This window comes from Mycobacterium sp. E735 (genome assembly GCF_001666955.1).
Classification (GTDB): domain Bacteria; phylum Actinomycetota; class Actinomycetes; order Mycobacteriales; family Mycobacteriaceae; genus Mycobacterium.
This window is the reverse complement of record NZ_LZIX01000253.1, coordinates 25,277-34,993: the sequence shown is the minus strand read 5'-3', so window position 1 is coordinate 34,993 and position 9,717 is coordinate 25,277. Positions and strand designations below refer to the sequence as shown.

Genomic DNA, 9,717 nt, shown 5'->3' with positions numbered 1-9,717 from the left:
GCACACGCCCCGCACCAATTCACCGGCGCACCCGCCTGGAACCAACCCCCACCCAAACGACGCAACCCCTGGCCCATCATCGCCGGCGTCGCCGCACTGGTCGTCGTCGTCGCCGCCAGTGCCGTGGGCATCTGGTTTCTCGTGCGACCCAAGCCGGCGCCGGCACCCGACCCGATACCCGCCGAGCGCCTCAGCGCGCTTCTGCTCGGCGCCTCGGACGTCAACTCCGTCATGGGATCGTCAACCATGGAGCCCGGCAAGCCCATTCAGTCGATGGACACCTCGTCGCTGACGGTGTCGCAGCCCGACTGCCAGGGCGCGCTGTACACCACCCAGAGCCCGGTGTACTCGGGCACCGGTTACTCAGCGGTGAGCGGGCTGGTGTCGTCGGAGCCGGGAGACAACTACGACCATTGGGTCAATCAGGCCGTTGTCCTGTTCCCGTCCGCCGACAAGGCGAAGGCTTTCCTGGAGACCTCGGCGGGAAAGTGGAAGGGCTGCGCGGGCAAGACGGTGACCGTGACGAACAAGGGCAAGACGTATCGGTGGACGTTCGCCCAGATTCAGGGCGACCCGCCGAAGATCGCGGTGCTGGACACCCAGGAGGGCGCCGACGGCTGGGAGTGCCAGCGCGCGATGAGCGCGGCCAACAACGTCGTCGTCGACGTCAACGCCTGCGGATACCACATCAGCGATCAGGGCACCCAGATCGTCGACAAGATCGTCGCGAAAGTCGACAACGGGTAGCGAGCCCTAAACCCAAGGCGCAGCGCGCTTTTCGCCTACGACTGGAGGTCCGGCCCTTCGGCGCGCAAGTCGTCGACGGCCGACATGGCGTTGCGTAGCTTGGCAAGCCATTCTTCGGCGTGTTCGCCGACCAGCTTGACCGACCAGGCGAGGGCGTCGGCACGCGACCGGGCGACGCCGGCGTCGACCAGCGTGTCGAGCACTTGCCGTTCCGGTTGCTTCAAGCGCGTCATCACCGGTACCGCGATGTGAGTGAACAGGATTCGCTCGGAGCCGGATTTCGACCCGACCTCGACGCCCCAGGAAACCTTGCGGCCATAGCGATCCTGCGCCTCGTCGGCGATGCGCATTCGCTCCGAACGGGTTTCCTCGCGGAACCGCGACGCGCGTCCTTCGGCGCGGGCCTCGCTTTCTTCCTTCTCCGAGCCCTCGAGCTCAGGCAGCCGTCCGATGACGGTGATCTCTTCGCGGTCGACGACGACCGTCGGATCGCCGTCGAACCAGCTCTCGGGCAGGCGTCCGGCGAACCATTCGGCGGCGTCGCTGGCGTCGGGTTGCTGGGCCTGCTGCCAGCCGCCGGGGCGGCCGTAGCGCCGGCCGTGCGTGTGGTGCGACTTCATAATTACATGATTACATCGTTGCACGTGCAAGGGAACCGTGTTCGCCCCCGGCGAACCCGTCGCCGCGACGCGGCCCCGCGCCAAGCCCCGATCCGACTGCTCAAAAACCGTTGATATGGGCTGATCAAAGTTGTATTTTTGGTAGCGAAGCAGGCCCGGAAACGACCAATTCCAAGCGCCGGAAGTCAGGGTAGAAAACCGGCCGCGTAGGACCCGCGCATGACGGAGTCAAACGCCCCCTAGTGTCGTCCGGGCCTGCCCATGTCGGCAGCATTCCCATATCAGTCGTCGCCGTTGGATCCGTCGCCGCGACGAATCCGGAACAGCTTCACCTCGTTCTTGATGCCTTTGAGGCGGCGCGCACCGGCGAACGAGCCGTTGAACTCGCCGGTGTCACCGACCGTCTCCCAGACCGAATCCGCCGCGAGCACGGTGCCCGGGCGCGCCACGCTGGTGACCCGGCTGGCGACGTTGACCGGGCTGCCGAACCAGTCCCCCGCCCGGCTCACCGCCATGCCGGAGGCCACGCCCGCCCGCAGCCGCGGGAAATCGTTGTCCGAGTCGACGGCGTCCACGAGCTTCAAGACCACGTCGAGCATGGGCAGCGGGTCGGGGCAGACGAACATCACCGCGTCACCGATCGTCTTGATGAACCGCACGGGCGGGACCGTGACGTCTCGGGCCAGCGCCGCGAGCCGGTTGGCCAGATGCCCCAATTCCTCTGCGGAAACCACCTCGCCGATCCGGGTGAAACCGACGAGGTCGGCGAACGCGACGGTGATCGCGCGCGCCCCCGGCAGCGGCTGGCCGGCGGCGCGCGCCGCGGCGTTGACCGCCTCGGTCTCCATCATGTGGCGCAACTGCAGGAACAACATGTGCTGGATCATCGGACCCAGCTGCGGCGCGATCTCGCTCACCAACGCCTTCGAGGCCTTCGCGATTTCGAGCTCGGTGGCGCCGGGCCGCATGATCGCCGAAAGGGCGGTGTAGCGCATGACCTCGGCCGCGCGCGACAGGCCTTCGGCGAGGACCCGGACCACCAGCACCACCTGCTCGGCGTCCAGGCCCAGCTCGACGAAACGCTGTGCGTAGGCGGCGGCTTCACCGTCGGCGCGCATATGGACGGCGGCGTCGGGGTCGTCGATTCGCGCCAGACCGATCGCCCGCTGCACCTGCTGCAGCAGGCCCAGGTCGATGCCGTGGGTCTCGCTGATCTCCCGGGTGGACACGTAGGTGCCGTCGTCACCGATGAGGTGGCGGGTCGCCAGCAGCAGTGGCGGATTGGTCGTCCTGATCTCCTCCGGAGTGATGCCCTGCTCCAGGAGCCACTCCACCAATTCCGCCCGCTCGGTGCGTGCGCTGCCCTCGAGTCCGTCGAGCAGATCCTCGATGTGCGGGCCGGCGCCGTTGTGACCGTCGTCCTCCACTTCGCCAACGTACAACGCGCGCCATGATGTGAAGCGATGAGCGCACCACTGTTGCGGGGATTCCCGCCTGTCGTCGACGAGCGCGCCCGCGTGCTGATCCTGGGGTCGTTTCCCAGCGTGCAATCCCTGGCGGTGGGTCACTACTACGCCAATCCGCGAAATGCGTTCTGGCCGATCACCGCAGAGCTGTTCGGCTTCGACCCGGCCGCGCCCTACGAAACGCGGCTGGCCGCGCTGCAATCGGCCGGTGTGGCCCTGTGGGACGTGGTGCGCGCATGCCGCCGCTCCGGCAGCGCGGACTCGGCGATCCAACCGAAAAGCTTGGTGGTCAACGACTTCCGCGGACTGTACGCTCGGTATCCCGTCATCGAGCGGGTGTACTTCAACGGCGCCAAGGCCGCCGAGCTTTACCGCCGGCTGGCCCAGGCCGACGAGCGGGTCCAGTACCGGCGGCTGCCGTCCACGAGCCCGGCGCACGCCGTGCCGGCGGACACCAAGCTGGCCGCCTGGCGCGAAATCGCGTCGAACGCGAGCGCGGCGAAGCCCGGCGAGCGATGGGGCCGGCGCAATCGATGAGGCGCAGACGTTATGACACCGGCGGACGGCGGTGCGCCCACGGCCGGGCGGATTCGATCTGCGCGGCCAACGACAACAGGGTCGCCTCGTCGTAGGGGCGGCCCACCAGCTGCACGGCGATCGGCAGGCCGTCACCGTCGAAGTCCCACGGCACGGCCGCGGCGGGTTGGCCGGTCAGGTTCCAGACCTGTTGGTAGGGCACCCGCTGCGCCACCGCCAGCAGCGTCCACACCGCGCCGCGGCGTTGGTAGGCGCCGATGCGTGAGGGGCCGGTCGCGTTGCCCGGCGTGAGGACGACGTCGACGTCGTCGAAGATCGATTGGATCCGGGCGGTCACCGCCGGCTCCGCCTCGCGGAGGGCGGTCATGCGGTGATCCGAGAAGAACGAACCGGCGCGGGCCAGGTTGCGGGTCCGGGCTTCCAGGCGTTCGGGGTGCGGTAGCGAATCGGCGTCGTCGCTGATGCCGCGCAGATAGCGCGGCAGGTAATTGGTCATGATGGCCGACGGTGGATAGTCGGGGTCGGCGGTGATCACCTCGTGGCCCAGGTCGCGCAGCAACGCGCCGGCCTGTTCGACCGCCGTCAGCTGCGGCTTGCCGACCCTGACCGGCAGCGGCGTCGGCGACTTGGTGCTCAGGGCGATCCGCAGCCTTCCGGGCGCACGGGTCGCCGCCGCCACGAACTCACCCTCGGGCCCCGGCACCGTCGACGTCGCATCGAGAAACATCGCGGCATCGAGCACCGAGCGCGCCAGCGGACCGTTGACACTCAGCCCGTGCCAGGCATCGTCGTGGGGCTCCAGCGACACCCGGTCCCGTTGCGGTTTGGCGCCGAACAGGCCGCACCAGATCGCCGGAATGCGTATCGAGCCGCCACCGTCGGATCCCAGCGCCAGCGGAGCGAGGCCCGCGGCCACCGCCGCGGCGCTGCCGCCACTGCTGCCGCCCGGGGTGCGCCTGGGGTTCCAGGGATTGCGGGTCGCGCCGAAGGTCAGCGATTCGGTGTAGGGGAACATCATCAGCTCGGGCACGTTGGTCTTGCCGATGATGACCGCGCCCGCGGCGCGCAGCCGGTGCACCACCTCCGCGTCGGAGTTCGCGGCGGGCCGGTGTCCGCCGCTGCCGTACGTCGTCACCTCGCCGGCGACGTCGACGTCGTCCTTGATCGCGATCGGCACGCCGAGCAGGGGAAGCCGCTCGCCGGCGTCGAGGCGGTCCTGCGCGACGGCGGCCTCGTAGCGCGCGCTGTCGGCGAGCACCACGCGGTAGCAGCGCAGCTGGCTGTCGATCCGCGCGATCCGGTCCAAGTAGATCTCGAGCAGCTCGGGCGCCGTCAGTTCACCGTCGGCCAGCATCCTGACCTGAGCGGCGGCGCCGGCAAAAGCCACGTCGCGAGCGTCCACTGCGGCAGCGTATCCCCCGCATCGCACCGGCCAGTACCGTGGGCGACATGTCCTGCGTGTTCTGTGCGATCGTCGCCGGGGAGGCCCCGGCCATCCGGATCTGTGAAGACGACGACTACCTGGCCATCCTCGACATCCGGCCGTTCACCCGCGGCCACACCCTGGTGATTCCCAAGCGGCACACCGTCGACCTCACCGATACACCCCCGGAAACACTGGCGGGCATGGTCACCATGGGTCAGCGGATCGCCCGCGCCGCCCGCGCGACGGAGTTGGCCGACGCGACCAACATCGCCATCAACGACGGCAGCGCCGCCTTCCAGACGGTGTTCCACATCCACCTGCACGTGCTGCCCCGGCGCAACGGCGACAAGCTGTCGGTCGCCAAGGGCATGCTCCTGCGCCGCGACCCCGACCGGGACGCCACCGCGCAAATCCTGCGATCGGCCCTGGCCCGCATCGACGCCAGCCAGTAATACTGGGCGGATGGCATTTCCGTCCTGGGTTGAGCAGGGTTTACTGCCCCAGATCCTGCGCGTACACGACGCCGTCTATCGAAAGTCGAACGGCTGGATCGGCCACCGCATGCTGCTGATACCGAGCCTGCTGTTGCATACCGTGGGCGCCAAGACGGGACAGCGCCGAACCGCGGCGCTCACCTACGCGCGCGACGGAGACGACTACCTCATCGTCGCCTCCAAGGGCGGCGACCCCCGGGCACCCGGCTGGTATCACAACCTGCGCAAGCATCCGGATGTGGAAATCAACGTGGGGCCAAAGCGTTTGGCGGTAACCGCCCGCGCCGTGCTGCCCGACGATCCCGACTACCCGCGGCTATGGCAGATCGTCAACAAGAACAATGGCGACCGATACACGGCCTACCAGAAGAAAACGTCGCGGCCGATCCCGGTTGTGGTACTCACGCGGCGTTGACCCCGAACGCCGCGTGGAGGTTTATTCTCCTGTAACGCGCGGTGAACTCCTCGGTTGCTCACCACACGGCGCCGATCGGCTGGAGCGGGCATGACACCCTGGGCGGGAAATCCGTGGCGGCGGTTAGGGCTGCCCGCGCGTCTGGGTTGGGCCGTGCTCGGCAGCTACGCTCTGGCGGCCGCGCTGGTGGTCACGTCGTCGCTCGCCGGCTGGGAGGGCGCCTACGCGACCCGGCCGGTGGACGAGATCGTGCTCGCGCTGTGTCTCCTGTTCGGGGCGGCATGCGCGGGCCGCGCGGCCTGCTCCGCGACCGGACGGCACAGGTTCGGCTGGCTGGCGATGCTGATTGCCCTGGTGGGCTGGGCGGTCGGCGAGGTGATCTGGGCCGTCTACGAGGCGCGCCCGGTACTCGCCCACGTCACACACCCGGCCAAGGCCGAGATCGTGCTGCTGCTCTGGCCCTTCGGCGCCATGGCCTCGCTCGCGCTCTTGTCGCGCGTGTCCCGGCACAGCCCGCGGCGACTGCTGCTCGACGGGCTGATCGTGGCGACCTCCCTGTTCGTCGTGTCGTGGGCCTTGGTGCTCGACAAAGAGCTGCGGGTGGAAAGCGGCCCGCGGCTGGCAACGGTCGCCGAGGTATTCAACGACGTCGTCCTGCTGACCATCGCCATCCTGCTGCTGGCACGCGGCGTGACCGGAGACATTCCCAGTCGCAATCTGCTGGCGGGCGGAGTGGCAACGATCAGCGTCGCCGACATCGCGACGGTGTTCAGGAGCGGGGTCGGCACCTACCAGGTCAGCGCCGTGGCGGACCTGGGCAGGGTGGCCGGTTTGGCAATGATCGCGCTGGCCGCGCTCGCCAGCCTCAACGAGTCGCCGCTGCCGGCGTCACGCGGCGAGCAGATCCGCTCGCGCACCCGCCTGTGGTTGCCCTACCTGCCACTCGTGATTGCCTCCGCGGTCGGACTCGCCCACGCGGTGGGGCTGATGGCGCATGGGCCGCTGCTGTTCGCGCTGGGAATCCTGGTGGCCGCGGTGCTCGCGCGGCAGTTCGTGGTCCTGATGGAGAACCAGAGCCTGTTGTCGGAGGTCGCGCGGGAAGCTTTCCGCGACAGCCTGACCGGACTGGCCAATCGGGCCTACTTCCTGCAGCGGCTGGAGGAGGCCGTCGCCCGTCGACAACTCGACGCCGTACCCATCGGGATGCTGTTCTTAGACCTCGACAATTTCAAATCCGTCAACGACGCCCTCGGTCATCCCGCCGGTGACGAACTGCTGGTCCAGGTGGCCGCGCGGCTCACCGCCACCTTGGGCGACAACTGCGTCACCGCTCGCCTCGGTGGTGACGAATTCGCCGTGCTGCTCGAGGGTTCCGTCGAGGACTTGCGCGAGGCGGCGCATCGGGTTCTCGAGGCGTTCCACACCCCGATCCTGGTGGACGGCATTCCCATCCCGGTCCGGCCGAGCGTCGGCTTCACGGTGGCCACGGCCGATTCGGAGTGCAGCGTCGAGCAGCTCCTCCGCCACGCCGACCTGGCCATGTATACGGCCAAACGCGAAGGCGGCCAATGCGTTCGCAGCTTTGTGCCCGATTTGCCGCTCGCGTACTCGTTTTCGGTCGACCAGCTGACCGCGTCGTCCCCGGTGGTGGACGCCGTGGTGGAGGCGAGCACCGCCCCGAAGCTCAGACGAGCCGCCGACCTGACGGCGCCAAAACCGGCGCAGCCACAGGATGGCCGCGACGGTGTTCGATGGCCACCGACGGCGATCCGGATCGCGCTGGCCGCCTTGGCGATTGGCGTGCTCGCCTTCACCGCGGCCAGCGCCCTCTTCCCGGATGCCAGCCACAGCGTCTTCTTCGCCAAATCCCTGTATTCGGCGTTGAACCTGGTGGCGGCCGGCTTGATCGCCCTTCGCGCATACCGCCTCAGGGCCGACCGGGTCGCGTGGTCGATGATCGCAACCGGGATGGCGCTCTCGGCGCTCGGTGACGTCGTCTATGCGTTGTGGGTACCCAACGCCCATTCGCCGTCGGTCGCCGATCCCGAATACCTGGCGTTCTATCCGTTCGTCTTCGCCGGGATTCTGCTGCTGATGCGGTCGCACCTGAAGCGGGTGCCGATGCCGATCCGCCTCGATTCTTTGGTGTGCGCGCTGGCCATCGCCGCGCTGGCCGCCGCGCTGCGGGCCGGACCCATGCACGCCGCCGCGGCCAAGACGCCGGCCACGGTGCTGGTGGGTCTCGTCTACCCGTGGGGCGATCTGGTGCTGCTGGCTTTGGCCGTTGGGATGCTGCCAGTCCTGGGCTGGCGCAGCGAGTTTCGCTGGGGATTGCTTGTCGCCGGGCTGGTGGGCTTTGCGGTCGCCGACACCGCGTACCTATTCGAGACCTCCGCGGGTTCGTACCGGGTGGGCACCACGCTGGACGCACTCTGGCCGGCGTCGTCGCTGCTGGTGGCGATGGCCAGTTGGGCCCGGTCGTCGTCGGCGATACCGGCCGCGCGGCGCGGACTCGGCTCATACGCGGTGCCGGTGACGTGCACGGTCGTGGCGCTCGGCGTCGCCATCCTGGGGCACAACTCACGGCTCGCTTCGACGCTCGCGGCGCTGAGCCTCGTCGCGGTCGCCGCGCGGTTCTCGGTGAGCTTCCGGGACGTCAGCATGCTGGCCGAGAGCCACAAGCAAGCCATGACCGACGAATTGACCACGCTGCCCAATCGGCGGTCCCTGGCGACGGCCCTGACCGCGCTGTCGGCTTCGGCGTCGTCGGGGCGGGCGTCATCGCGGCGTGCGCTGTTGTTGCTGCACCTGCACAAGCTGCGGGAGATCAACGACTCGGTCGGCAGGCACTTCGGCGATGAGCTGCTGTGGCGCGTCGCAAACCGCCTCGCGCGCAACGTGCGTCGCGACGATCTGCTGGCGCGCGTGAGTGACGAGGAATTCGCCATCCTCCTCGGCGACGGATCCGACCTGGTCGCGGCGCGCGCCCAGGCGGGCCGGTTGCTCGAAGGCATGAGCATCCCGTTCGAACTCGATGCGATCAGCGTGGAGATCGACGCCTGCATCGCCATCGCCCTCTACCCCGACCACTGCGACCACCCCCAGGAGCTGTTGAATCGCGCCGAGGCGGCGGTCCCGCACGCCAAATCGGCCGTCAGCAGGATCGCGGTGTACGAGTCGGCCTACGAGGCCGATCGCGACCACGATCCCAACCTGGTGCGGGAGCTGCGCGCCGCGCTGAACGACGGCGACCAGTTCACGCTGCACTATCAGCCCAAGGTCAACGCGAACGACAGCGTCCACAGTGTGGAGGCGCTGCTGCGCTGGCAGCATCCCACCCGCGGGCTGCTGCTGCCGGAGGCGTTCCTGCCCGCCGCGGAGCGCGCCGGTTTGATGCGCGCGGTGGCCCATCGCACGATCAACCTGACGCTCGAGCAGATTCGGTCCTGGCGCGAGCAGGGCATCCCGCTGACAGTCGCGGTGAACCTGTCGACGGCGAACCTGCTCGACCTCGACCTCGCGGTCACCATCGAGCGGCTGCTGCGGAACCACGGCTTGCCTCCCGAGGCGCTGATCGTCGAGATCACCGAGAGCGCACTCGTCGACTCCGAGCGGTCCCGCGACACCGTCGCCGCCCTGCGGCTGCTGGGCGTTCGGATCTCGCTGGACGATTACGGCACCGGGTGGTCGTCGCTGGCCCGCCTGCAGGATGTGACGGTCGACGAATTGAAGCTCGACCGGCGATTCGTCGCGCGCCTGGCCCAGGACCCCCGTTCGGTGGCCATCGTCCAGTCCACCGTGGACCTGGCGCAGAACCTGGGCGCCGACCTCGTCGCCGAGGGGGTGGAGGACGAGCTGACCCTGAGCGCGCTGCGCGGATGCGGCTGCACCATCACCCAGGGCTTCGTGCACAGCCCGCCGTTGCCGCCGGACGAACTGCGGCGCTGGATCACCAACAGGAGCGCCATCGCAGGACCGGTCGACTCCGAGCGGTCGGGCGTGACGGACTGAG

The 9,717-nt window shown here is 68.8% G+C and carries 8 protein-coding genes; 5 read left to right on the top strand and 3 right to left on the bottom strand.

Annotated elements, in window-relative coordinates:
• The coding region (locus A5704_RS20940) for a sensor domain-containing protein (RefSeq protein ID WP_197508522.1) at positions 1-747 on the top strand (747 nt) is incomplete at its 5' end.
• Between the two features lie 35 nt (positions 748-782).
• On the opposite strand, the gene A5704_RS20935 is transcribed toward A5704_RS20940, so the two are convergent.
• On the bottom strand, positions 783-1,367 hold the full coding sequence (locus A5704_RS20935; RefSeq protein ID WP_067785157.1) for a hypothetical protein: 585 nt from the start codon (positions 1,365-1,367) through the stop codon (positions 783-785).
• Positions 1,368-1,648: 281 nt separating this feature from the next.
• The gene (locus tag A5704_RS20930; protein ID WP_156737720.1) at positions 1,649-2,794 is read right to left on the bottom strand and encodes an adenylate/guanylate cyclase domain-containing protein; all 1,146 of its coding nucleotides are present in this window, start codon (positions 2,792-2,794) and stop codon (positions 1,649-1,651) included.
• Positions 2,795-2,830: 36 nt separating this feature from the next.
• Here A5704_RS20930 and A5704_RS20925 point away from each other — a divergent pair, with 36 nt between their 5' ends.
• A complete protein-coding gene (locus A5704_RS20925; RefSeq protein ID WP_067890825.1) occupies positions 2,831-3,370 on the top strand; it encodes a DNA-deoxyinosine glycosylase in 540 nt (179 codons plus the stop codon).
• Between the two features lie 10 nt (positions 3,371-3,380).
• Here A5704_RS20925 and A5704_RS20920 read toward each other — a convergent pair whose 3' ends face one another.
• Complete coding sequence (locus A5704_RS20920) at positions 3,381-4,772, bottom strand: amidase (RefSeq protein WP_082954920.1); 1,392 nt, start codon at positions 4,770-4,772, stop codon at positions 3,381-3,383.
• A gap of 47 nt (positions 4,773-4,819) precedes the next feature.
• Here A5704_RS20920 and A5704_RS20915 point away from each other — a divergent pair, with 47 nt between their 5' ends.
• From A5704_RS20915 to A5704_RS20905, 3 genes are all read left to right on the top strand, one after another.
• Positions 4,820-5,248: an HIT family protein gene (locus tag A5704_RS20915; RefSeq protein WP_067890836.1), complete on the top strand. Its 429-nt coding sequence runs from the start codon at positions 4,820-4,822 to the stop codon at positions 5,246-5,248.
• Positions 5,249-5,258: 10 nt separating this feature from the next.
• Positions 5,259-5,705: a nitroreductase family deazaflavin-dependent oxidoreductase gene (locus A5704_RS20910; protein WP_067757193.1), complete on the top strand. Its 447-nt coding sequence runs from the start codon at positions 5,259-5,261 to the stop codon at positions 5,703-5,705.
• Positions 5,706-5,795: 90 nt separating this feature from the next.
• Positions 5,796-9,716, top strand: a complete 3,921-nt coding sequence (locus tag A5704_RS20905) for a bifunctional diguanylate cyclase/phosphodiesterase (protein ID WP_082954919.1) — start codon at positions 5,796-5,798, stop codon at positions 9,714-9,716.
• The last annotated feature ends 1 nt before the right edge of the window (position 9,717 follow it).

Excerpts from the sequence above, each read along its gene's own strand:
- A5704_RS20925 (WP_067890825.1), top strand. The coding sequence starts at position 2,831 with ATGAGCGCACCACTGTTGCGGGGATTCCCGCCTGTCGTCGACGAGCGC.
- A5704_RS20915 (WP_067890836.1), top strand. The coding sequence starts at position 4,820 with ATGTCCTGCGTGTTCTGTGCGATCGTCGCCGGGGAGGCCCCGGCCATC.
- A5704_RS20910 (WP_067757193.1), top strand. The coding sequence starts at position 5,259 with ATGGCATTTCCGTCCTGGGTTGAGCAGGGTTTACTGCCCCAGATCCTG.
- A5704_RS20935 (WP_067785157.1), bottom strand. The coding sequence starts at position 1,367 with ATGAAGTCGCACCACACGCACGGCCGGCGCTACGGCCGCCCCGGCGGC.
- A5704_RS20905 (WP_082954919.1), top strand. The coding sequence starts at position 5,796 with ATGACACCCTGGGCGGGAAATCCGTGGCGGCGGTTAGGGCTGCCCGCG.